We start from the raw sequence: 22,186 nt of genomic DNA on the forward strand, positions 1-22,186 counted from the left end.
CCCTCATGGGTGCGTCCGCCGCTGCCTTTGTTGCTAGAACCGTCCGCCGCCGCCCAAGAAGCCGCCCCCCGACGAACTCGACGAACCGCCGAATGACGTGGGGCTCCATCCGCCGAAGCCGCCGCGCATCCCTCCGCTGAGCAGATCGCCGATGATGATCCCCCCGATCATTGCTCCGAGGTCGCTGCCGCCACCACGATTGGTGTAGGCGCTGTGGGCCGCCTGCACATCTGCGTTCGCCAGGGACTGCGCATGGGCAGCCAGGGTTGATGCGGCGTTGGCGTAAGCGATCGCCTCGTTGAGGTTCGTTGCACGCCTGTCTTGGGCGACGTCAAGGTTGCGCTTGGCTTCGGCGAGCCGGGTGCGGGCTTCGGGGCCGATGCTGCCGCGCCGGGTGTCGATGTAGTCCGACACCGTGCGCACCCGTGATTGTGCTGTGAACAACGCCTGCTCGAAGGATCGATTGAGCCGGTCGCCATCCGCCCGCTCCTGCGCCAGAGTGGCCAGTAGCCGGTTGAGTTCCGCGTCGGCTCTGGTCAGTTGAGCGAACGAAGTCAACGGGTCGGCGGAGCCACGGGTGCGATCGACGGCCCTGATCGCCGCATCGCGGGCTGTCGTCAACTCCTGGAGGTGAGCGGACTTCTGGGTCCCCGCCTGCTGCAGCTGCTGATTCGCGTGCTCGATCGCCGACTGAATGTCAGCGGTGAGCGACGGCAGTGTGGCAACGGCATGCCTGATGTCGGCGTCCGCGTTGTCCACCGCATCGAGCAACGCACGGGCCTGACCCAAAGCCGACTCCGCGGCGCGCACCGCATCTACCAAACGGCTCTGCTGTCCGCTCACCGCCTTGCTGGCCAGCTCCCTGGCCGCGGTGATGTTGCGGTCGGCGAACTGCAGTCGTTCCTTGGCGGCGCCGATATTGCCGGATATGGAACTGATTGTGGCGGAGCCGAATTCGTTGTGCAATTCGGACATGCGCTGCTCGGTGGGGGCGATACGGGTAGTGAGTTCGATGTACTGCTGCGTCAGCAGATCCAGCCGAGAAGCGGCGTTGATCACCAGGTCGCGCAGTTTCTCGAACGCCGCACTCTCCGATTCCAATGCGCGGTCGGCCTGGGCCGCGGACACAATCACTCGGGTAAGCAGTTCGCGCCGTTGGGTGGGCGTTTCCGGGACGCTGTCGTCGAGTTGCTGGCGCACGCTGAACGCCTGCGCCAAAGTGGCTTTGGCGTTGTCGACCGCCTGCCGGAACGGGGCGGTACGCTCCGCGCCGAACTCGTCGATCGCCACCTCGAGTTCGTTGGAACTGGTGCGCACCGCATTGTCGACGTCGACGACCATCGATCGGGACAGGTCGTCGAGCACGTCCAAGGGTACGGCGGCCAGCGCCTGCGGATCGGTCGGGTCGACGCGTCGCGCTGCGGCCAATGCGTCGGCGTGCCGGCGGCGAGCGCGGTAACGCATGACGAGCAACAACACCACGACGGCGGCGACGATGGCGCCCAACGCCAACAGCACTACCACGCGGCCCGTCGAACTAGGTGGCTGGTCGAGTCCGTTAGCCGCGGCGACGGCGGCGCCACTCCAATCGTTGTTGCGCAGCGCCGGCTCGATCTGGTTGCGCCGCAAGTCGTCTACCCGACGTTCGTTAGTGCCCTGCACGTTGGACCCCACCAGGAAGGCGTACGCCCGTCCGGCGGTGGAAACGGCCAGCAGCGCGTCATAGGTACTCAGCTCGCTGACCCCAATGGTGCGCTGCGCCCAGTCCTGGGCGCTTGCACCGGAGAAGTTGTCGACATATACGACCCACAGCCGGACATGCCGATCGGCGTAGAGCTTGTCGACCGCCGACGTCACTGCGGCCCGCCCGGAATCGTTGAGCACACCCGCGTTGTCGGTGACATAGCCGGGCAACCGGAATGGTGGCTGCGCTCCGGCGGACGGTGCGGTGAGCATCCCACCCGCCGAGTTGAAGGTGGCCACTGTCAGGATCGCACCGAGCAGGCGTGCAATGCGCATACGCTAATCTACTGCGGCCGGCTGACGCGGTGATTCCACAGCCCCACCCAGTCTCGCGGTCAATCTCCGACTATGTTGCGCGACTTGCTATTTCGAGATTCACTACCGCGGAGCGCAGTCCAGCTAGTGGCGGTGCCGAACTGAACCGCACCCGCGGCGTGACCTCCTGGCTAGGTGCGACCACCGCCTCCGGCGCCCAGCGTGCTTTGCATGTCACCCTTCATGGCCACCAGCTGCGAATTCCAGTAACCCCAGCTATGTACGCCGTTGCTGTCGAGATTGAACGTGGCGTTGCGGCCACCAGCAGCGGTGTAGGCGTTTCGGAAGTCGTTGTTGCTCTGCAGCACGACCTGCTCGATCACCGTGCCCGGAATGCTGCCTTGACCGAGCTCCGACGGGGTCCCGTTGCCGCTGTAGACCCAAAGCCGAGTCCCGTTGCCGGCCAACCTTCCCGCCTGCACCGTCGGGTCATGGCGCTGCCAGCCAGGACCGCCGGCCGGGCCCCACATGTCTTCAGGATTGAAGCCACCCTCGTCGTTCATCGCGAACCGGATCAGGGTGGGTCCATTCCCGGTGGAAGGGGTCAGGTACGCCGACAGCGAGGCGGCGTAGGCGAATTGCTGGGGGTGGTAGGCCGCCAAGATCAGCGACGACAACCCCGACATCGAGACCCCGACCACTGCGTTACGAGTCGTCCGGACGCCCTTACCGGCCAGATAAGACGGCAGCTCGCTGCTGATGAATGTTTCCCACTTGTAGGTCGCGCCATTGGCCGAGCCATACCAGTCCGAGTAGAAACTCGAGCGCCCACCGACTGGCATGACGACCGAAATGCCCGATCCGCGGTACTCGTCGAAAGCCGGTGTCTCGATGTCCCAGCCGTTGCGATCGTCTCGGGCCCGTAACCCGTCGAGCAAGTAGACCGCCGGCGCCCCGTCGTTCTGGAACTCCACGGTGATGTTGCGGCCCATCCCTGCCGACGGGACCTGCAGAAACTCGGGCGAAGCCGCCCGCGCGGCCGGCTCGGTTCCGGCCACCCCGACTAGCCCCGGCAGTGCCGCGGCTGCGACCGCAGCTGTGGTCAGGCGACGCAGCCACCGCCGTTTGTGCACGTTCATTTCCGCTCCTTGCTTGTCACAGAATGGGTCTTTCTCAGAAATCAGCCTTGCGCGCGGGGAACTCGGCCCGTGGCGCATGCAACGCTTCGCCACCCGTTTTGGGGTAAGCGGTGGGCGCCGAGAGGAATCACCCAGAATTGGGCCGAGCTGGTCAGGCGGGCGTGGGGATGCGGTAATCCGCGATCCGACGTCGCCTACGTGTCATTCGCCGCTATTGCTCGAACCCATGAGTGCTGCCCATCGTTCTCGCTATTTTCTTGCCACTCCGGATCCGACCCAGTGATCCTCTTGGTACCCGTCACAGAATGGTCTCAATCAACTGCGTTGCCCGAAGGGGCGAGCCTGCCTGCAGGCGTTTTCAGGTGTCGCACTGGCAGACTGTGGGTCGGTGAGCACGAATCAACGAGAGCCGTACGACGACTTCGATCGTCAACGGCGGGTACCCGAAGCGCCGAAGACCGCAGGTCTACCGGGCACTGAGGGGCAGCACCGAACTGACTTCGCCCGCGACCGGGCCCGCGTCCTGCACAGCGCTGCGTTACGCCGGCTGGCCGACAAGACGCAGGTTGTCGGTCCGCGGGAAGGTGACACGCCCCGCACCCGGCTCACTCACTCGTTGGAAGTCGCCCAGATCGGACGTGGGATGGCGATCGGGTTGGGCTGCGATCTCGACCTGGTCGAACTGGCGGGCCTGGCGCACGACATCGGCCATCCGCCCTACGGGCACAACGGCGAACGCGCGCTCGACGAGGTTGCCGCCGCCTACGGTGGTTTCGAGGGCAATGCGCAGAACTTCCGGATACTCACCAGCCTCGAGCCGAAAGTGCTTGACGCGCAGGGGAACAGCGCGGGATTGAACCTCACCCGCGCTGCCCTTGACGCGGTCACCAAGTACCCGTGGGCGCGTGCGGAGGGCCGCCGAAAGTTCGGCTTCTACGACGAAGACCGCGACGCTGCGACCTGGGTTAGGCAGGGCGCCCCACCCAACCGGACGTGCCTGGAAGCCCAGGTGATGGACTGGGCCGACGACGTCGCGTACTCGGTTCACGACGTCGAAGACGGTGTGGTTTCCGAACGCATCGACCTGCGCGTGCTCGCCGACGAGGATGACGCCGCCGCGCTGGCCAGGCTGGGGGAGCGGGAATTCGCTCAGGTCAGTGCCGAGGATCTGATGGTGGCAGCCCACCGGCTGTCGGGTCTGCCGGTGGTCGCCGCGGTCGGCAAATATGACGCCACCGTGGCAGCGTCGGTGGCGCTCAAACGGTTGACCAGCGAGCTGGTGGGCCGGTTCGCGACCGCCGCGATAGCCACCACCCGCGCCTCGGCCGGTTCCGGACCGTTGGTGCGCTACCACGCCGACCTGCACGTGCCCGACCTCGTCCGCGCAGAGGTGGCCGTGCTGAAAATCCTGGCGCTGCAGTTCATCATGTCCGATCCGCGGCACTTGCAGCGACAGGCCCGCCAGCGGGAACGCATTCACCGGGTGGCCCACTGGTTGTATGTCGGCGCGCCGCGGACCTTGGATCCCGCCTTCGCCGCGGCATTCGTCAACGCCGCCGATGATGCCGGCCGATGGCGCGCGATCGTCGACCAGATCGCGTCCTACACCGAAAGCCGGTTGGAACGCGTCGACGGCCAAGCCGGCTGAACCTGGTGACACCGGCTCATCAGCGCCGCAGCTAGGCTGCCGCCATGGTCAAGCGCACCGCCATTGCCGCCCTGTCGTTGGCGATCACCGCCTGCAGTCCGGGCCAGAACGCCAGCAACCAGCCGGGCACCCCACCTCCGGTCAAGAGTGGCCAGTCGTCGCCGGCGAGTGTCAGCCCTCCGGCCGCCGGCAATCCGCTCACCGCCCAGCTGAAGACGCCCGATGGACGTCAAGTAGCCACGGCCACTTTCGAGTTCACCAACGGCTACGTCACCTTGACCGTCAAGACGGATGCGACGGGCATCCTGCGTCCCGGCCTGCACGACATGCATGTGCACCAGTTCGGCAGATGCGACCCGAACTCGGTCGCCCCGACCGGCGGTGCGCCCGGCAACTTCTTATCCGCCGGAGAGCACTTTCAAGCGCCCGGACACACCGGCAAGCCGGCGAGCGGTGACCTCACCATGCTCGAAGTGCGCGGCGATGGAGCCGCCTATCTGGTCACCACCACCGACGCATTCACCCGGGACCAGTTGCTGGCCGGCGAACGAACCGCCTTGCTGCTCCATGGCGCCCAAGACACCGACGAAGCCATGCAACGCGTCGCCTGCGGCGTCATCGAACCGAGGAGCTGAGCTGCCCTCCCAGACCCGCCTGCGTCCCCGGCCCCGGCGCTTACACTGAGCCGATGGCCGGCCGGATCTCTGATCGCGACATCGCCGCCATCCGAGAAGGCGCCCGCATCGAAGACGTCGTCGGCGACTACGTCCAGCTGCGCAAGGCCGGTGCCGACTCGCTGAAGGGCCTATGCCCGTTCCACAACGAGAAGTCACCGTCGTTTCACGTCCGGCCCAATCACGGCCACTTCCATTGCTTCGGCTGCGGAGAGGGAGGTGACGTGTACGCCTTCATCCAGAAGATCGAGCACGTCAGCTTCGTCGAGGCGGTCGAACTGCTCGCCGACCGGATCGGCCATACCATCAGCTACACCGGGCCGGCCACCAGCGTGCAACGAGACCGGGGCAGCCGCAGCCGGCTCGTCGCCGCCAACGCGGCCGCAGCCGAGTTCTACGCCGAGGCGCTGGAGTCCGACGAGGCCGCGCCGGCCCGCCGCTACCTGACCGAGCGCAGCTTCGACGCCGAGGCCGCCCGCCGGTTCGGCTGCGGTTTCGCACCCTCGGGCTGGGACCGACTGACCAAGCATCTGCAGCGCAAAGGCTTCGAGTTCAAGGAGCTGGAGGCCGCAGGGCTGTCCCGGCAGGGTCGCCGCGGCCCGATCGACCGATTCCACCGGCGACTGCTGTGGCCCATCCGCACCGCAGCCGGGGAGGTCATCGGATTCGGGGCTCGGCGCCTGTTCGACGACGACCCGATGGAAGCCAAGTACGTCAATACCCCCGAGACGGTGCTGTACAAGAAGTCCTCGGTGATGTTCGGCATCGACTTGGCGAAGCGCGACATCGCCAAGGGGCATCAAGCAGTCGTCGTCGAGGGCTATACCGACGTGATGGCCATGCACCTGGCCGGCGTCACCACCGCGGTCGCCTCCTGCGGCACCGCCTTCGGTGACGAGCATTTGGCGATGTTGCGTCGGCTGATGATGGACGACAGTTTCTTCCGCGGCGAACTGATCTACGTGTTCGACGGTGACGCGGCCGGGCGCGCCGCCGCCCTCAAAGCCTTCGACGGCGAGCAGAATCTGGCCGGCCAATCCTTCGTCGCCGTAGCCGCGGACGGCATGGACCCGTGTGATCTGCGGCTGAAGTCCGGTGACGGCGCCCTGCGCGACTTGGTTGCGCGGCGCACCCCGTTGTTCGAATTCGCCATCCGGACCGCGCTCGCGGAGATGGACTTGGAAAGCGCCGAAGGCAGGGTGGCGGCCCTGCGCCGCTGCGTGCCGATGGTGAGCCAGATCAAAGACCCGGCGTTGCGCGACGAGTACGCCCGCCAGCTCGCCGGGTGGGTCGGCTGGGATGACGTGGCCCAGGTGATCGACCGAGTCCGCGGCACCGCCAAGGGCAGCACCACGGCCGGACGTAGCGGCACTGAGCCACGGACTTCACGGCAAGGCTCGCGGCAGGGGACGAAAGCCGCCAAGGCCGGGTCCGCCACCACCCGCCCCGACCCGCGGGACCCGACGCTGTGGCCACAGCGGGAGGCCCTCAAATCGGCGTTGCAGTATCCGGCGCTGGCCGGCCCGGTGTTCGACACGTTGACCGTCGAGAGTTTCACCCATCCCGGTTATGCGGCGGTGCGCGCTTCCATCGAGGCCGCGGGCGGTACCTCGACCGGTGCCACCGGCGCACAGTGGATCGATGCGGTGCGTCAGCAGACATCCTCCGACCTGACCGCAGGGTTGATCACCGAGCTGGGAGTGGAGTCGATTCAAGTCGACGACGAGAAATTGCCGCGGTATATCTCCGGCGTGCTGGCCCGCCTGCAGGAGGTGTGGATGGGCCGGCAGATCGCCGAGGTGAAGGCCAAGTTGCAACGGATGTCGCCGATCGAGCAAGGCGACGAGTACCACGCGCTGTTCGGCGATTTGGTCGCCATGGAGGCTTACCGGCGAAGTCTGCTTCAGCAGGCCAGCGGCGACGATCTCACCGCGTGAATGTGGTCAGGGCGCTGTCTTCTGTCGCTCGATGACTGCCGTGTGGTCGTCGATCTCGGTCAACGTGACGAACCCAGTGTCCGGAGATATCCGGTTGGCGATTTTGCGGCGTCCTGCTTCGATGACCGATCTCGCGGCGGGGCTGCCAGTGACCGCGCGGTAGGTGCCAGCGATCTGCTCATAGCGGCGACGCCCGGCCTTGGTTCCCAACACGTAGCCGACTCCGAGAACGGCGACATATCCGATCAAAACGGTCCCTCCACTAACACTGCGTTGGTTCCATCCTGCCTCACGCGGCGGGGCTCGCGCGCGCCGTGGCCCAGTCGGGTCCTAGTTGGGCGTGACCATGCCAGTACGCTAGAGTCGTCCCGCGTCGGCGCCAGCCTTCGCGCGGAGCGGTAGTCCCCTGTAGCTCAACTGGCAGAGCATTCGGCTGTTAACCGAAGGGTTGAAGGTTCGAGTCCTTCCGGGGGAGCCACCTTCAGTGCTCAGTGCCAACCGAAGCGCGTTGTTGTTGGGCCGCACGAACGATCGAACCGGCTAACAGGCACGCTCGTTTGTCTTGATCGGTAGCGTTGATCGGCAGGCTGGCCGCGCAGCGCAGGACCATCAGGGCGAGCGCGGTGTATGTCGTGAATGGAATGATCAGCAGGTTGGCGCACCCATCGTCGCCGGATACGCTCATCACGTGCTGGCGCTTGTGTTCCCACCCCGGCCAGTTGAAGTCGGGGGGTCGTTGTAGCGGCGGCCAGTTGACGTTGATGCCGTTGATCGATCCAAGCGTTGGTGTCAGGACCGCGATCAGTTCAGGCAGTTCATTGGTCAGGCGGTCCGCGCGGGGCCACCACGCCCCGTCGATGTCGCGGCCGAGCTCACTGGCCAGCGACAGGCGCACGGGATTGGACCGGCTTCGCAGGGGAAGCGGGCGGGTCATTGGAAATCGGAACTGACGGCGGCACTACACACGGGCGGATCCTTCCAGTCGTGAACTACCACCCCATGGGTCGGGGCGGAAGGAGGAATCACATTGCCCGTGGGTGTCATCCGTGCCGAGTACGGCGGACCACCGCTGACAACGAAACGGCTCGACTACGACGGTACCCCGCCATCCCGCCAGAAAGAAACGGGCCGCGCAAGGCCGCGCACATCGTTCCACGTCGGCATGAGGAACCGGCCTGTAGGCTGAGAACATCGGTGATACCTCGAATATGGCTAGTCAAAGCCATGTCGTCGCCGAAAAGATGTGGCCGGTTGGCGGTCAGGATAGGACCGTCAAAGTGACGTTGGGACCAGACCGCATCGCGGCCTTCTAGCCACGAAAATTATTGACATCGGCGCTGATTCGCGCGGCGGGTGCCTGTCCCGGGTCACGCGTCGACTCCGAATCGGGCTGATCGACTTAGAAAGAACAAAGGGCATGGCTTCTCAAAGTTGGTACGACGCACCAGAAATCCATCCGTCGGAGATTCGCGTCGGGGACATCATCGGCACGCTGCGGCCGACCGAGGTGCGTTACACCGTGAAGATGATCGGTGGGCCGCAGAAGAGTCCGAAGCGGTGGACGTTCTTCTGTCGCGATGACATCGGCTGCCAGCGCGCCTCGTCCTTCGGTGAAGACGAGATGGTGCGCAGGTACGTCAAAGCGTCATAACGCATCGGCGCGCCGGCGCCGCGGCGCCGCGGCGCCTAGAGCAGGTAGCTCAGGCCCCATTCACGCTCGGCGGCCAGTTGCGCGGCGACATCGGCCGGTTGGTTGTCCGCCTCGCGGCTGGCCAGATTCACCAAAGCCCCCGCCAGAGCAAAGATCGGAACCCCGTGTCGTTCGCTGACCGAGATCAATTCCCGAAATGCGGCATAGGTGCTGCACCGGCGCCACCCGACCAGTATCCCAACGGCTGTGTCGAGAGAACGCGTGGTCTCATTGCGCCCGCTGCCGAATCGCGGCTGAGTCTCTAGACCGTCGATCAAATCAACCTCTCCATTCGTACGGTGATGTCAGAATTGCAGCGCTGCGCCAATGCGCAGTGAATCGCAGTGTGGGAGCCGAATTAAGAACTGCAACAGTCAACGGTGAAGCGGCGCACAGCGACATTGCGCAGCCGCAGAACCTGTTGCATGAGGCTCACTATAAGGCATCTGATCCGGTTCCCACACGATTCCGACGATCGGCTCACCGGCGCTTTAACCCTTTGCCGGTCGAGTGATCTGACCTATGTTGAGGCCGCTTATGCGGTCTGCGGGCGACGGAGCCGGGCCACGAAGGGGTACAGCTGGCAGCCCAGGCAGATTCCGAAGGCTGCGTTGAGGAATGAGGCGAATAGGGCAAAGGCCGTCGCAATCACGCCAAGCAACTGGATGCCGGTGGCGAAGCCTGCCACACCGACGACCGCGAACACCAAGCCAACCAGTTGGGCAAACTTCAACGGCGCAATGGGTTCTCGCTCCCGCGCCGGTCCGATGCGAGGCGCCACCAGCTTCCGGAACAGCAGCCCGTACGGGCTATTGCGTGGCCCACGCAGGGCGCTGATCGCGAAGACAATGGCTTGGACGCCAAGGATCACCGCTGCGGCGGGAACACTGATTGCCGAGACGATCAAGGCGACCACCAGCACGGTGCTGGTAATCCATGCAGCGAAACGCGGACCGCGCACGTCTACTTGATTGCTGTCGGTCGACATGGTCAGGCTCCTGTCGGTTTCGTGGTTCATGTCTGATCCTCGGCTTCGCCGCGAACCAGTGAACGCAGCGCCGTGTCCAGATCAGAGGCCTTCGGCACACCGGCGGTGCGATAACGCTGGCGCCCCGTCACGTCGAAGATGAACGTGGTGGGCAGAGAGAGCACCGAGAGCCGCCGGGCGGCCACCGGGTTCTTGTCGATGTCCAGTTCCACGTGTGCGACCTCGGGCAGCTCCGCGCACACTTGATCCACCACACGGCGCACGGTCGCACACGGACCGCACCAATCGGCGCTGAAATGCACAATGGTCGGGCCGGTAGTGGACAAGCCCAAATCTGTTGCTTCGAAAGAATTCTCAGTCGCCGCAACGTCACCGGAGCGCGCGGTGTCGCGCAGTACACCCGAACGCCGATTGACCGCAACACCGATCGCGGCGGCGCCGAGGAGTGCGGCCGTCGTCGCCGTGGCTGCCAGCAGGAGCCCGCTCATCGAAGCGCCATAGTCAGTACGCCCCAACGCTATAGAGATGCGGCGACAACGGACCATTCACCTTGGCCGCAACCCAGCACGCACGTCGCTTATTCCTCAGATGGAGAAGTCCTCGCCGTGCCAGACGCCCGCCTCCGGTGGCCGAATGACACGGCCATTTTGTGGTTTGCCGTCTTTGGCTTCGAGCCGGGCGACTCGCGCGAGCAAAGACTGCAGACTGACGCCGACCAGATCGGGCAACTTGGATTCGTCTTCGCTGACCGGAGCGGGCCTACTGACAACTTGCCCGGGGACGCCGACGACGACCGCGCTCGCCGGCACCTCTTTGACGACGACGGAGTTGGCGCCGACCCGGCTGCCATCGCCGATTTTGATCGGCCCGAGAACCTTGGCTCCGGCCCCGATCACCACCCGGTCACCGACTGTGGGATGCCGTTTACCGGTGTCGGCGCCGGTGCCGCCGAGGGTAACCCCGTGAAAGATGGTCACGTCTTCGCCTACTTCGGCGGTCTCGCCGATTACGACGCCGGTCGCATGGTCAATGAACAGGCCGCCGCCGATCTCCGCACCGGGATGAATGTCTACTCCGGTGAAGATGCGCGTGATCTCTGCAACCACGCGTGCCCCGACCCGGGCGTCGCGGCCCCACAGCCAGTGGCTTATCCGGTGACCCCACACGGCGTGCACCCCTGGATAGGCGAGGATGACCTCGAGGGTGCCGGGTCGCGCCGGATCCCGTTCGCGGGCCGCCTGGATGTCACGCCGGATCGCCGCCAGCACGGCTAGTCCTTCAAGTCGGCGAACAACACCGTGCTCAGATAGCGCTCGCCGTAGCTGGGAAATACGACGACGATGAGCTTGCCGGCGTTTTCGGGCCGACGGGCCAGTTCGATGGCGGCCCAGGCCGCCGCGCCGGAGGAGATGCCGACCAACAGCCCTTCTTCGCGGGCCAGCCGACGCGCCAGTTCCAGCGACTCATCGTTTCCTACGGTGATGACCTCGTCGACCAGCGCTAGGTCGAGCACCGGAGGCACAAAGCCGGCGCCGATTCCTTGTATGGGATGTGGTCCTTTCTGACCACCGGACAGCACCGGCGAGGCGGCGGGCTCGACCGCGACGAACTGCGTCGACGGACGGCGTTCCTTGATGACCTGCGCGACCCCGGTGATCGTCCCGCCGGTGCCGACGCCCGAGACAAAAATGTCGATCTTGCCGTCGGTGTCCTTCCAGACCTCTTCGGCGGTGGTCACCGCGTGCACGGCCGGGTTGGCCGGATTCTCGAACTGCTGTGGGATGAAGTACCGGTCATCGGACTTGGCGAGTTCTTCGGCCTTGGCGATCGCGCCGGCCATACCTTCGGAGCCCGGGGTGAGGATCACTTCGGCGCCATAAGCGCGCAACAACATGCGCCGTTCGACGCTCATTGTCTCGGGCATGGTCAGCACACACTTGTATCCGCGGGCGGCAGCCACCATGGCCAGCGCGATGCCGGTGTTTCCGCTGGTCGGCTCCAAGATGATGGTGTCCGGTTTGATCAACCCGGCCTTCTCGGCCGCGTCGATCATGGCCACCCCGATCCGGTCCTTGACGCTGCCCGCCGGATTGAACGACTCCAGCTTGGCGAAGACGTCGGCCACGGCGCCTTCGGTGACCCGGCGTAGCCGTACCAGGGGCGTTCCCCCGATTAACTGGGTGATGTTGTCGGCGATGGTCATCGGCAATCTCCAACGATGTCGGCGCAGGCCTCGTCGGCCTCCCAAGTGATGTCAATCTCAATTGTCACGTGCGGGGGTGTGGTCAGTGCAAGGGGAGTCGGGCAAATGGCGTGGCGCCGGCCGCTGTTGGTGCGCGGCGCCCGCACGGTGTGTGAGACCATAGACCGGTTCGCGGTAGCGGGCTGTAAGTCGCCAAATATTCTGCGCTGCAAATCTTTTGCGCGTTGCAGTGAACCGGTTTCAGCGGCTCGGAGGGCAACTGACTTGCGGTGGACAATTTGACGTCCGTCGAGTCCACGCCGAATGAGTGCGGTTGGGCCCGTGTCAGCGCAGGCCAGCGCGACCGATGCGCGGTGCGGTGCGGGAAGCACGGTCATGGCGGATGATCTTTCTGAAACTTGGCAGGGCGTCTGCCGGACGGCTCAGCGTGAAGGTCGGTCGGCGAGTGGCGCGGGGGCTGCTGGGCACAAACCAGATCAACAACAACAGTGCACGTCAGGGCGCGAAGGAGCGAATCGCGACGGCGTGACCTGTTCCATGAAACCCACTATAGCCAGCGTCGAAAAATGAACCCTGGGTTGCTCTACGCCGGTGCATGGCTACCAAAGCGTGGCACCACAGTAATGTGGTCGCCGCCGGCGCGATCGCCGCGTTATGTTGCCCTAGGGGCGCATTACCTTCTGACTGATCGCAAACCTGGCAAACGATTTTGCCAGTTCTTAAGCTTCGCCCGTGTATCTCTCTGCAATCAGGCGCTCGGGCCCATCCTGTGTTGCAGAATCCGTTATGCCCTTGCGCTGCAGGGAATTACATCGTCATGTAGCTTCCTTGATTACCTTGGCGGCGTAAGCGGGGTCGGCATGAGCCGTGAAGAAATGTGGACGACCTCGGGGGGTGAGCAATACCGATGAGCACGACGACCTTGGCCAAGCCCATGAACGCGTTGGGTGAATTCTTCATGCTCAGCGCCGAGACCCTGGTGACGGTATTGCGCCGGCCCTGGGCGTGGCGGGAGATCCTCGAGCAAATATGGTTCGTCGCCCGGGTGTCGATCTTTCCGACCATCATGTTGTCGATTCCCTACACGGTCTTGATCGTGTTCGTGCTCAACATCCTGCTCGTCGAGATTGGGGCGGGAGACCTGTCGGGAGCCGGTGCGGGACTGGCGTCGGTAACTCAGGTAGGCCCGGTGGTCACCGCCATGGTCGTGTCGGGCGCCGGATCGACCGCAATGTGTGCCGACCTCGGAGCGCGCACCATCCGCGAGGAAATAGACGCGATGAAGGTAATCGGCATCAACCCGATTCAAGCGCTGGTCGTTCCCCGCATCATCGCGGCCACCTTCGTCGCGGTCCTGCTCTACTCGGTAGTCGCGGTCACCGGTTTGACCGGCAGTTACATCTTCGTGGTGTTCGTCCAGCACGTCACCCCCGGTGCCTTCATCGCGGGCATGACGCTGGTGACCGGTCTGCCACAAGTAGTGATCTCGCTGATCAAGGCGATGCTGTTCGGGCTATCCGCGGGATTGATCGCCTGCTACAAGGGTCTTTCAGTAGGAGGCGGACCCACCGGTGTCGGAAACGCGGTCAACGAAACGGTCGTGTTCTCGTTCATGGCGCTGTTCTTCATCAACATCATCACCACGGCGCTAGGTGTGAAGGTGACCGCCAAATGAGTGACACCGCCGCGCCTGAGCCCTCGTGGTTCGTCACTGTCGGTCCCCGGGTGGTGTCGTCCACCCGCAAACTGGGCGAACAGACCGCGTTCTATGGACGATCTCTGGTCAACATCGGCGACGCCGTACGGCGATACCCCGGCGAACTGCTGCGTCTGATCGCCGAAATGGGCATGGGCACAGGCGCATTGGCGGTGATCGGGGGCACCGTCGGCATCATCGGGTTCCTTACTTTGACCACCGGTGCACTGGTGGCGGTGCAGGGCTACGACACGCTGTCCAATATCGGCGTCGAAGCCATGACTGGCTTTCTTTCCGCCTTTCTGAACGTGCGCATGATCGCGCCGTGCACCGCCGGGTTGGCGTTGGCGGCGACCATCGGCGCCGGCGCGACGGCCCAGCTCGGTGCGATGCGCATCAACGAGGAGATCGACGCTCTGGAAGTGATGGGCATCCGCGCCATCACCTATTTGGCGTCCACCCGCATCATCGCCGGCATTCTGGTGGTCATCCCGCTGTACGCGGTGGCGGTGTTGATGTCCTTCGTTGCGGCGAAGTTCCTCACAATTTCGGTGTACGGCCAGTCCCGCGGCGTCTACGAGCACTACTTCTCCACCTTCCTGCGTCCCACCGACCTGATGTGGTCGTTCGTGTCAGCGCTCGCTATGGCCACCGGTGTGATGGTGGTGCACACCTACTACGGCTTCACCGCCTCTGGCGGCCCAGCCGGGGTAGGTGAAGCTGTCGGTCGTTCGGTGCGGTCATCGATGATCGTCACAGCATTCGTTTGCCTGATGGTCTCGTTGTCCGTCTACGGCCAGCACGGCAATTTCAATCTGTCCGGATAACCGCCATGAGTAACCACCGTGCCAGCGGCGCCTACCGGACAAACAGGGTCCGCTACACCCGAATCGACCCGATCTGGTGGGCGCCGACATTGTTTTTCGTCGTCGCCGGTCTGATCGTGATCACAGCGGGTTCGTTCTCCGGGAAGTTCCAATCCTCGATCCCGCTCACGCTGGTGTCGGACCGGGCCGGGCTGGTCATGGAACAAGGCGCCAAGGTCAAGCTGCGCGGCGTACAGATCGGCCAGGTCGGATCGATCGGCACCGACGTGAAAGCCGCTCGGCTGCAATTGAAGATGCAGCCCGGCGCCTTCAAATACCTGCCCAGCAATGTGGAGGCGGAGATCAAGTCGACCACTGCGTTCGGAGCGAAATTCGTCGACCTCATTGTGCCCGAGCACCCTAGCGTCATCCCGTTGCGGCCGGGTGCGGTGTTGCACTCCCGCAACGTGACCGTCGAAGTGAATACCGTGTTCGAAAACCTGCAGTCGGTGGTCCAGGCCCTCGACCCGGCCAAGATGAACTCGATTCTGTCCGCGTTCGCACAGTCGTTGCGCAACAAGGGCGCTCGGTTAGGGCAGGCGATCAGTGACAGCAACAACATTCTGCTCGCAGTGAACCCGCGAATGGACACCGTGCACCAGGACTGGCGGCTGTTCGGGCGAACTACGGCCGCCTACTCTGTTGCGGCACAAGACATTCTGTCGATTCTCGACTCGGCCGCGACGACCAGCAACACCATCACAGCCAACCAGCAGTCGCTGGACGCGTTGCTGATGTCGGCGATCGGGTTCAGCCAGAGCGGTATCAGCGTCATCGGGAGAAACGAATCCAACATTGTCCACGCCATCAACCAGCTCGACCCGGTTACCAAGCTGCTGGAGACGTATTCGCCGACGTACACCTGCTTGTTCCGGGGCGCTCAGTGGTACGTCGAGCACGGCGGCCGAGACACGCTGGGCGGCAACGGCTATTCGTTTATCATGGACGCCGGCCTGCTATTCGGTGACGATCCGTACCGTTACCCGAAACATCTTCCCAAGGTCAACGCCACCGGTGGCCCCGGCGGCAGGCCCAGCTGCGGGTCACTGCCTGATCCCAGTGCCAACTTCCCGGTGCGCGCGCTGGTCACCGACACCGGCTGGGGCGCCGCTCCGGACGAAATCCGCACCCACCCCTGGGTCGGTAATCCGTGGTGGGCCAACTACTTCCCGACCACCAAGAATCCACCCGAACCGCCGCGCTACTTCTACCGCGGAGGACAACCGCCGCCATGAGAAGGAAGCTATCCAGCATCATCACGCGCGTCGCGCTGTTCACGGTGGTGTGCTTGCTGTTCACCTTCACCCTGATCGCGGTGTTCGGTCAGCTGCGCTTCGAGGACCGCACCGACTACCACGCGCTGTTCACCAACATCTCTGGGTTGAAGGCGGGCAACTTCGTCCGCATCGCCGGGGTGGAAGTGGGCAAAGTCGGGGACCTCACGCTCAACCGAGACGGAACTGTGCACATCGACTTCGCGGTCGATCGCGGGGTGCGGCTCACCGAAGGCACGAAGGCCGTCGTGCGCTATGAAAACCTCATCGGTGACCGCTATCTCGCGCTCGAGGACGGTCCTGGACCGCCGCGCCGCCTGGCGCCGGGTGCGACCATTCCCCTCACCCGCACGTCGCCCGCGCTGGATATCGATGCACTGATCGGTGGTTTCCGGCCGCTGTTCCGCGCGCTGGACCCAGACCAAGTCAACGCGCTCTCCGGTCAGCTGCTGCGGGTGTTCCAGGGACAGGGCGGCACACTCGCCTCGGTGCTGGCGCAAACCTCCGTACTGACCTCCACGCTGGCCGGGCGCAGCCAATTGATTTCCGAATTGATCAGCAACTTGGACACCGTGTTACACACCTTCGCCACGCGTGACCACGAGTTCTCCGACGGGCTGGACAAGCTCGCGCAGTTCGTCGACGGCTTGGCGCAGCGCAAGGACGACATCTCGACCGGGCTGGCCTACGTCAACGCGGCCGCCGGATCGATCACCGATCTGCTGAGCCAGTCGCGACAGCCGATCAAGGACGTGGTGCGCGAGAACGACCGCATGTCCGGCCAGGTGCTGGCCGACCGCGACTATGTCGACGGCCTGCTCAAGAGCCTGCCGGACGTCTACCAAGTGCTGTCCCGCCAAGGCCTGAACGGGGACTACTTCGGCTTCTACTTCTGTGAGGTGCTGCTCAAACTGAACGGCAAGGGAGGCAATCCCATCTACGTCAAGCTGATCGATCAACCGACGGGGCGGTGCACGCCGAAATGAGCCGTGGCACCGACAAGTGGCGCACCAAGCGCAGCCCGTTCCTGCTCGGCGTGATGGGCACCGTGCTCGTGGCATGCGCAGTGGTCGTCGCGTTCCAGTACAACAAGCTGCCGTTCGTCAACCAGTACAACGACTATGCGGCGTACTTCTCCGAAGCCGGTGGCATCAAGCCCGGCAACACCGTCCGGGTATCCGGCATGGGTGTCGGCCGGGTCACCGACGTGCGCTTGGACGGCACCAAGGTTCGAGTCGGGTTCACCGCGCGTAAGTCCGTCGAATTGGGCGACCGCACCGAAGCGTCCATCAAGACAGAGACGATTCTGGGCACCAAAATGCTCGAGCTGACCCCGCGCGGCGAGGGCCGGTTGAAAGCCGCTATCCCGTTGGAACGCACCACCTCGCCCTATGATCTCCCGGATGCGCTGGGCGACCTGACCACCACGGTCAGTGGTCTGGACACCACTCAATTGTCCTCGGCTCTAACCACGTTGGCAGACACCTTCAAGGAAACCCCGGCGAATCTGCGCCCGGCCCTACAGGGGGTGGCCCGATTCTCGGAAACGCTCAACAACCGGGACGCGCAACTGCGCAGCCTGTTATCTAACGCCAACAACGTCAGCGGCGTACTGGGCAAGCGCAGCCAACAGATCGCCGGACTGGTGCGCAATTCCAACGCGTTGCTGGCTGCCCTACTGCAGGAACGGGATTCCATCGACGCGCTGATGAACAGCCTGACCGCCGTCTCGCACCAGATCTCCGGTCTGGTCGCCGACAACCGCAGTCAACTCAAGCCGGCGCTCGACAAACTTAACGGTGTCCTCGAAATTCTCGACAACCGCAAAGAAGATCTGCAGCGCACCCTGCCTAAATTCAAGCGGTACGCAATGTCTTTCGGCGAGGTGCTGGGATCGGGTCCCTTCTTCAAGGCGTACGTCGCCAACCTGATCCCCGGTCAGCTCAGCGGACCAATCCTCGACTCCCGCATGTATGACCGGTACCTGGACCCCAACCAGCGGCTACCTTCGCAGTCGGTGGACCCGCCGACCGGCACGCCTCCCGTCCCGCCCGAGGCGGCGCCGGTCCCGTTGTGGTCCCAGCCACCCTCGCCGGGCCCCGCCCCGGGGCCGCCGCCGGAGCCTGCTCCTGCGCCCGTTCCAGCCGGGGGGCCGTGACCATGGATCAGAACACCCTCCGGCGAGCGACCGCCATCAGCTTGATCGCCACCCTGGTCGTCGCGTCATTTCTGGTCGGCAAGAAGCTATGGAAAGACGTCGACAAGAACTCCTACTCGGCGTATTTCCCGCAAACCACTGGCCTTTTCGTGGGCGACGAAGTTCGGATCCTGGGTGTCGGGGTCGGCATGATCGACAAGATCGAGCCGCAACCGGCCAGCACCAAGGTGACCTTCTCCGTCGACAAGCAGTACGCGATCCCGGCCGACGCGCGCGCGGCGATCCTCTCACCCTCGCTGGTGACATCGCGGGCTATTCAACTCGTCCCAGTTTATTCCGGCGGGCCCAAGTTGAGCCCCGGAGCATCAATCCCATTGAACCGTACCGCGGTTCCAGTCGAATGGGACGACTTCCGCAGGCAACTGGAAAAGCTGACCGACGCCCTGCAACCGACGGCTCCCGGAGGCGTCAACTCCTTGGGCGAATTCATCAATTCGACCGCGGACAACGTGCGAGGCGAGGGTGACACCGCCCGCGACACCGTCATCAAACTCTCGCAAGCGATCTCAGCACTCGGTGATCACGCCGACGACATCTTCAGCACGGTGCGCAACCTGCAACTGCTGGTGTCGGCGTTGTCCTCCAGCAGTGATCTGCTGGCCTCGTTCAACCAGAATCTGGCCAGCGTGACGACCATACTCACCAACACGCCCAACGAAGTCGCCAACGCGATCACCGGTCTCGACGGGGCGCTGTCGGACTTGCGCGGATTCTTGTCGGAGAACCGAGAATCGATCGGCGTCACATTCGACCGGCTGAGCTCGATCACCACGGCGCTCAATGACAGCCGTGCCGATATCAAACAGATTCTGCACATCGCGCCGACGGTGTTTCAGAACTTCACCAACATCTACCAACCGGCCCAAAGCGCGATGACCGGCATCATCGCATTGAACAATTTCGCCGACATCCCACAGTGGATCTGCAGTTCCATCGAAGCGGCCTCGCGCCGAGGCTTGGACCGGGTGTCCAAGCTGTGCATGCAGTACGTCGAGCCGATCATCAAAAACCGGATTTACAACTACATTCCGGCCGGCATCAACCCGTTCGTGGGTACCCAGGCGCGACCGAACGAGATCACTTACAGCCAAGACACTCTCCGACCCGACTTCACTCCACCGCCGCCACCGGAATCGCTGCCGCCGGCGCCCGCCGAACAACAACAACCGCCCACCGAGGCCCCGCCGCCGGCCCCTACCGTTCCCGACCCGAAACTGGGTCTGCAAGGACTCATGGTTCCGCAGAACGGCGGATCATGAGGCGCCTCATCATTGCGGCGGGAAGTGCCGCATGCCTTGCGGCACTTCCCGGGTGCGGGTGGCACGGCCTGAATTCCTTCACGCTGCCCGGTACCGCCGGCAAGGGGCCGGGCGCCTACACCATCCAGGCGCAGATGCCCGATGTCGTCAGCATTCAGGAAAACACCCGAGTATTGGTCGACGACGTGAACATCGGCAATGTCACCAAGATCGAACTGCAGGACTGGCACGCGCTGGTCACCATGCGCATCAACGGTGATGTACACCTGCCGGCCAATTCGACCGCGAAGCTGGGACAGACCAGTCTGCTGGGCTCGATGCACATCGCCCTCGCTGCGCCCAAGGACGAGCCGCCGGTCGGTGAACTGAAAAACGGGTCGCTGATCCCGCTCTCCCATGCGAGCTTGTATCCCAGCACCGAGCAGACGTTGGCCTCGGTGTCGGTGCTGCTCAACGGCGGCGGACTGAATCAGTTGCAGGAGATTACCCAGACGCTGGCCAAGGCCTTCAGCGGCCGCGAGAACGACATGCGCAGCCTACTGGGCCAACTCGACCAGTTCATCGCCAGCACCAATGTCCAAACCGACGACATCATCAGTGCGGCAGAGAATCTCAACGGGCTCGCCGGCCAGGTCGCCGCCAAAGACCCGGTCGTGGATCGGGCGTTGACCACCGTCCCCAAGGCGCTGGCTGTGTTGGCTCAAGAACGCAGCAAGATCGCCGAGGCGATTGATCAGCTCGGCAAGTTCAGCGCCATTGCCGCCGACACCGTCCGCCAGAGCAAGGAAGCTCTGGTCAACAACCTGCGCAACATCGCCCCGGTGCTGCGGTCGCTCGCCGATGCCGGCCCGGCTTTGACCAAGGGTTTGGACGGCTTGGCGACCTATCCCTGGCCGACCTCCACCGTCACCAACTGGTTCCGCGGTGACTACGCGAACCTGACCATGATCGTGGATCTGACGTTGAGCCGCATCGACACCGGGCTGTTCACCGGTTCTCGCTGGGAAGGCAACCTCACCCGGCTCGAGCTGCAATGGGGACGCACCATCGGCATGCAGCCCAGCCCGGCCACCGGCGGGAACCCGCTCACCTTCCCCTACCATGACGGGGGCTACTGATGCTGCGCCTGAGTCGTCGGACGTGGATCCAGCTGGCGGTCCTGTCGTTGGTGACGCTCGTTTCTTGTGGCGCAATGGCAATCAACTACATGAAGCTGCCCGCGACGCTGTTCGGGATCGGCGAATACAGCGTGACGGTGGACCTGCCCCAGTCCGGCGGGCTATATCAGACCTCGGTGGTCACCTATCGCGGCACCGACGTCGGCCAGGTCAAATCGGTCGACGTCACTGCCACCGGAGTGCGGGCAGTGCTGGCCATGAGATCCGGTGTCAAGGTCCCCGCCAACGTGCAGGCATCGGTGCACAGCCGCTCGGCCATCGGCGAGCAATACATCGAGCTCACCCCGCAGCCCGGCAAGGAGAGCGCACCGTCGCGGCTGCTTCACGGCGGTGACGTGATCCCCGCCGGGCGGGTCGATGTGCCCGTCGACATCGGACGCCTGCTGGACATGACCAACCGTGCGCTGCAAGCGATTCCACGAGACAATCTGCACACGGTCATCGACGAGACCGACCGGGCGGTCGGTGGACTGGGACCCGAGCTGTCCCGGATCGTCGACGGTTCCACCGCGCTGGCGCTGGCGGGTGGCCGGACCATCGATCCGCTGGTCAGCCTGATCGACCAGTCGCCTCCGGTGCTGAACTCGCAGGTGCAGACCTCCGACGCGATCGCGACCTGGGCGCGACACACCGCGGCCATCACGGCGCAGTTCCAGGCGCAGGACGCCGCGCTGCGAGACTTGTTGACCGAGGGCAGCTCGGGTGTGGAAGAAGGCCGCGCGCTGTTCGACCGGATCGCACCCGCGGTGCCGGTGTTGTTCGCCAATCTGGTCAGTCTCGCCGACATCGCCGTCGTCTACCGCCACGACATCGAACAACTCCTGGTCCTGTTCCCGCAGGGCATCGCGATCATGTCGGGATCGCTGGTGCCCAACGCCGGCACCAAGCAGGATTACCGCGGCTTCTATCTCGATTTCAACCTCAACATGAACCTGCCGCCGCCCTGCACCACCGGCTTCTTGCCGCCGACCCAGCGGCGCTCGCCGGCCGACGTCGACGCTCCGGATCGGCCGGCGGCCGACCTGTATTGCCGGCTGCCGCAGGATTCGGAGCTCAATGTCCGTGGCGCACGCAACATTCCGTGTGAGACCAAGCCGTGGAAGCGCGCTCCTACGGTCGAGCTGTGCGAAAGCGACGAAGAATACGTGCCGCTCAACGACGGCTACAACTGGAAGGGCGACCCGAACGCCACCACCACCGGTCAAGGTGTCCCGCAGTATCCGCCGGGTCAAGACCCGCGGCTCCCACCCCCGCGGGGGACCGCACCGCCGCAGCCGGCGCCGCCGCCGGTCGCGGTCGCGACCTACGACCCCAACACCGGTGACTACGTCGGCCCGGACGGGCACCGCTATACCGAGTCTGATCTAGCGCACCCGCGCGCCAAAAACTGGCAGTCCCTGCTGCTGCCGCCGCAGTAA

The 22,186-nt window shown here is 64.4% G+C and carries 21 protein-coding genes and 1 tRNA gene; 13 read left to right on the forward strand and 9 right to left on the reverse strand.

Annotation, left to right across the window (positions count from 1 at the left end; genetic code table 11):
* Positions 1-33 precede the first annotated feature (33 nt).
* Both A9W95_RS15720 and A9W95_RS15725 read right to left on the reverse strand, forming a co-directional pair.
* Complete coding sequence (locus A9W95_RS15720; RefSeq protein WP_067414444.1) at positions 34-2,019, reverse strand: TPM domain-containing protein; 1,986 nt, start codon at positions 2,017-2,019, stop codon at positions 34-36.
* 170 nt (positions 2,020-2,189) lie between these two features.
* Positions 2,190-3,137 carry an esterase family protein gene (locus tag A9W95_RS15725; RefSeq protein WP_067414446.1) on the reverse strand — a complete coding sequence of 316 codons (948 nt, stop codon included), beginning with the start codon at positions 3,135-3,137 and terminating at the stop codon, positions 2,190-2,192.
* A gap of 388 nt (positions 3,138-3,525) precedes the next feature.
* Between A9W95_RS15725 and A9W95_RS15730 the strand changes: the two genes are divergently transcribed.
* Genes A9W95_RS15730 through dnaG form a run of 3 tightly spaced genes read left to right on the forward strand, consistent with a single transcriptional unit; the run spans position 3,526 to position 7,396 of the window.
* Positions 3,526-4,785: a deoxyguanosinetriphosphate triphosphohydrolase gene (locus A9W95_RS15730; RefSeq protein WP_067414448.1), complete on the forward strand. Its 1,260-nt coding sequence runs from the start codon at positions 3,526-3,528 to the stop codon at positions 4,783-4,785.
* 44 nt (positions 4,786-4,829) lie between these two features.
* Positions 4,830-5,420 carry a superoxide dismutase family protein gene (locus A9W95_RS15735; RefSeq protein WP_082983124.1) on the forward strand — a complete coding sequence of 197 codons (591 nt, stop codon included), beginning with the start codon at positions 4,830-4,832 and terminating at the stop codon, positions 5,418-5,420.
* A 53-nt stretch (positions 5,421-5,473) separates the two neighbouring features.
* Positions 5,474-7,396 carry a DNA primase gene (gene dnaG, locus A9W95_RS15740; protein WP_067414451.1) on the forward strand — a complete coding sequence of 641 codons (1,923 nt, stop codon included), beginning with the start codon at positions 5,474-5,476 and terminating at the stop codon, positions 7,394-7,396.
* A gap of 6 nt (positions 7,397-7,402) precedes the next feature.
* Here the strand turns inward: dnaG and A9W95_RS15745 are convergent, their stop codons facing one another.
* On the reverse strand, positions 7,403-7,645 hold the full coding sequence (locus A9W95_RS15745; protein WP_067414453.1) for a hypothetical protein: 243 nt from the start codon (positions 7,643-7,645) through the stop codon (positions 7,403-7,405).
* Between the two features lie 153 nt (positions 7,646-7,798).
* Between A9W95_RS15745 and A9W95_RS15750 the strand changes: the two genes are divergently transcribed.
* A tRNA-Asn gene (locus tag A9W95_RS15750) sits at positions 7,799-7,874 on the forward strand.
* Between the two features lie 3 nt (positions 7,875-7,877).
* On the opposite strand, the gene A9W95_RS15755 is transcribed toward A9W95_RS15750, so the two are convergent.
* Entirely contained in the window at positions 7,878-8,330 is a 453-nt protein-coding gene (locus A9W95_RS15755) for a DUF5994 family protein (RefSeq protein WP_067414456.1), read from the reverse strand.
* 483 nt (positions 8,331-8,813) lie between these two features.
* Here A9W95_RS15755 and A9W95_RS15760 point away from each other — a divergent pair, with 483 nt between their 5' ends.
* The gene (locus A9W95_RS15760; protein WP_067414459.1) at positions 8,814-9,047 is read left to right on the forward strand and encodes a hypothetical protein; all 234 of its coding nucleotides are present in this window, start codon (positions 8,814-8,816) and stop codon (positions 9,045-9,047) included.
* 35 nt (positions 9,048-9,082) lie between these two features.
* Here A9W95_RS15760 and A9W95_RS15765 read toward each other — a convergent pair whose 3' ends face one another.
* From A9W95_RS15765 to cysK, 5 genes are all read right to left on the reverse strand, one after another.
* Positions 9,083-9,364, reverse strand: coding sequence for an ANTAR domain-containing protein (locus A9W95_RS15765; RefSeq protein WP_253851672.1), 282 nt, complete (start codon positions 9,362-9,364; stop codon positions 9,083-9,085).
* A gap of 257 nt (positions 9,365-9,621) precedes the next feature.
* Complete coding sequence (locus A9W95_RS15770) at positions 9,622-10,074, reverse strand: DUF4395 domain-containing protein (protein ID WP_067414521.1); 453 nt, start codon at positions 10,072-10,074, stop codon at positions 9,622-9,624.
* A 26-nt stretch (positions 10,075-10,100) separates the two neighbouring features.
* Complete coding sequence (locus A9W95_RS15775; RefSeq protein ID WP_067414463.1) at positions 10,101-10,562, reverse strand: thioredoxin family protein; 462 nt, start codon at positions 10,560-10,562, stop codon at positions 10,101-10,103.
* A gap of 96 nt (positions 10,563-10,658) precedes the next feature.
* A complete protein-coding gene (gene cysE / locus A9W95_RS15780; RefSeq protein ID WP_067414464.1) occupies positions 10,659-11,342 on the reverse strand; it encodes a serine O-acetyltransferase in 684 nt (227 codons plus the stop codon).
* A gap of 2 nt (positions 11,343-11,344) precedes the next feature.
* The gene (cysK, locus tag A9W95_RS15785; RefSeq protein ID WP_067414467.1) at positions 11,345-12,277 is read right to left on the reverse strand and encodes a cysteine synthase A; all 933 of its coding nucleotides are present in this window, start codon (positions 12,275-12,277) and stop codon (positions 11,345-11,347) included.
* A 907-nt stretch (positions 12,278-13,184) separates the two neighbouring features.
* Between cysK and A9W95_RS15790 the strand changes: the two genes are divergently transcribed.
* The 8 genes from A9W95_RS15790 to A9W95_RS15825 are packed head-to-tail and all read left to right on the forward strand — an operon-like array spanning position 13,185 to position 22,186.
* Complete coding sequence (locus A9W95_RS15790; RefSeq protein ID WP_067414470.1) at positions 13,185-13,952, forward strand: ABC transporter permease; 768 nt, start codon at positions 13,185-13,187, stop codon at positions 13,950-13,952.
* Positions 13,949-14,800: an ABC transporter permease gene (locus A9W95_RS15795; protein ID WP_067414473.1), complete on the forward strand. Its 852-nt coding sequence runs from the start codon at positions 13,949-13,951 to the stop codon at positions 14,798-14,800. Before A9W95_RS15790 ends, A9W95_RS15795 begins: the two co-directional genes overlap by 4 nt.
* 5 nt (positions 14,801-14,805) lie before the next feature.
* Positions 14,806-16,074, forward strand: a complete 1,269-nt coding sequence (locus A9W95_RS15800) for an MCE family protein (RefSeq protein WP_067414476.1) — start codon at positions 14,806-14,808, stop codon at positions 16,072-16,074.
* Positions 16,071-17,099: an MCE family protein gene (locus tag A9W95_RS15805; protein ID WP_067414479.1), complete on the forward strand. Its 1,029-nt coding sequence runs from the start codon at positions 16,071-16,073 to the stop codon at positions 17,097-17,099. The genes A9W95_RS15800 and A9W95_RS15805 overlap by 4 nt, the downstream gene beginning before the upstream one ends.
* Positions 17,096-18,271, forward strand: coding sequence for an MCE family protein (locus A9W95_RS15810; protein ID WP_156746228.1), 1,176 nt, complete (start codon positions 17,096-17,098; stop codon positions 18,269-18,271). Before A9W95_RS15805 ends, A9W95_RS15810 begins: the two co-directional genes overlap by 4 nt.
* Entirely contained in the window at positions 18,268-19,590 is a 1,323-nt protein-coding gene (locus A9W95_RS15815) for an MCE family protein (protein ID WP_067414482.1), read from the forward strand. The genes A9W95_RS15810 and A9W95_RS15815 overlap by 4 nt, the downstream gene beginning before the upstream one ends.
* On the forward strand, positions 19,587-20,708 hold the full coding sequence (locus A9W95_RS15820; RefSeq protein ID WP_067414485.1) for an MCE family protein: 1,122 nt from the start codon (positions 19,587-19,589) through the stop codon (positions 20,706-20,708). Before A9W95_RS15815 ends, A9W95_RS15820 begins: the two co-directional genes overlap by 4 nt.
* On the forward strand, positions 20,708-22,186 hold the full coding sequence (locus A9W95_RS15825; protein ID WP_067414488.1) for an MCE family protein: 1,479 nt from the start codon (positions 20,708-20,710) through the stop codon (positions 22,184-22,186). The genes A9W95_RS15820 and A9W95_RS15825 overlap by 1 nt, the downstream gene beginning before the upstream one ends.

This window comes from Mycobacterium sp. 1423905.2 (genome assembly GCF_001673155.1).
Classification (GTDB): Bacteria; Actinomycetota; Actinomycetes; order Mycobacteriales; family Mycobacteriaceae; genus Mycobacterium.